The organism is Phocaeicola sp. RTP21198st1_B8_RTP21198_201120 (assembly GCF_040929485.1).
GTDB lineage: Bacteria > Bacteroidota > Bacteroidia > Bacteroidales > Bacteroidaceae > Phocaeicola > Phocaeicola dorei.
In genome coordinates this window covers 1-1150 of the sequence record NZ_JBCOCI010000473.1, presented here as the reverse complement: position 1 = coordinate 1150, position 1150 = coordinate 1, and the positions used below count along the sequence as shown (strand labels likewise).

1 protein-coding gene is annotated in these 1150 nt (G+C 44.4%); it reads right to left on the bottom strand.

Annotated elements, in window-relative coordinates:
* Nucleotides 1-1013, bottom strand: a 1013-nt coding sequence (locus tag AB5935_RS27395; RefSeq protein WP_368328027.1) for a glycoside hydrolase family 130 protein, incomplete at its 3' end; no start/stop codon positions are given.
* Nucleotides 1014-1150 lie beyond the last annotated feature (137 nt).

Sequence of the window (1150 nt, the reverse complement as noted above, 5' to 3'; positions counted from 1 at the left end):
CTCTTTTCAAAGCTATCCATCGGACGGAAGAACGGTTCATCGAGACGGGTGATAAAGCGGGTAGGATCATTGGCGTCGAAGAGTGCTTGTCCGGCAGCATAGACATTGGCGGTATAGCGTTTGTCACCTCTTCCTGAATGGTTCTTACCATTATAAAGAAGGACAATTCCTTTCGGAGTGTAGATAGCTGGAGGCCCACATTCGGTGAGATGGCTGTCGAAGTAGCCGTCACGGGGAGAAAACAGCTTTTTTAGGGAGCCGTCAATGTTGACAATCGGTGTCCAGTGGATTAAGTCATCGGAAGTAGCTGCGAATACATGCTCCTCTCCCCAGTACATAAAGTATTTCCCGTTGACTTTCTTGATAACCTGTTTCCCTTTAACAACTTCGGTCAGGATAGAGCCGGACTTACAACCCAGGTTGAAGAACTTTCCATCAAATGCTTTGGCAAAAGCAGGACCGTGTTTTGTCCAGTCTTTTAGGTTGCGGGAGGTCGCTACTGCCAGGCGAGGTACATGGCGATTCCATTGGGTGTACATCATTACATATAATCCGTCATCGGTTACGGCAATTCGTGGGTCTTCGCAGCCGCCGGGCCATTCCAACTCTTTTTGTGAATCATTATCCGGATAGAATACAGGAGTCTTTTCCCGTTGGAAATGTGTGCCGTCGGTAGAAGTGGCATAACCGAGGCGGGAAGTCCGGTGTCCGATACCGACACCTGATTTATCCTCTGCACGGTATAACACGACAATCTCACCATTGTAGAGTGTAGCAGCCGGATTGAATGTATCGTTCGATTCCCACGCAATAGAATCTTTGGTCAATGGACAGTAAAACTTGGTGTTTTCTATAGGAGATATTACCGGATTGACATTCTTTGGACGTTCAAAACCACCGAAAGCCCAATCGGGTAATTTGTTCTCTTTATGATTGGAAGACTGTCCGTAGGCAGTACAGGTCATCATGGTTGTAGTAAGTAGGAATAAAAAAGTTGATTTCATATTGTTCATATTATATGGGTCATTTATTTTTTAGGAGTCATATACTCCCTACATATAAATTGGAAAATAAATAAAATGCTGTCATCTGTCACCTGATTGGGCATAAATGATTGATTATAAATATACTGCAGTGTGACAGCATGATG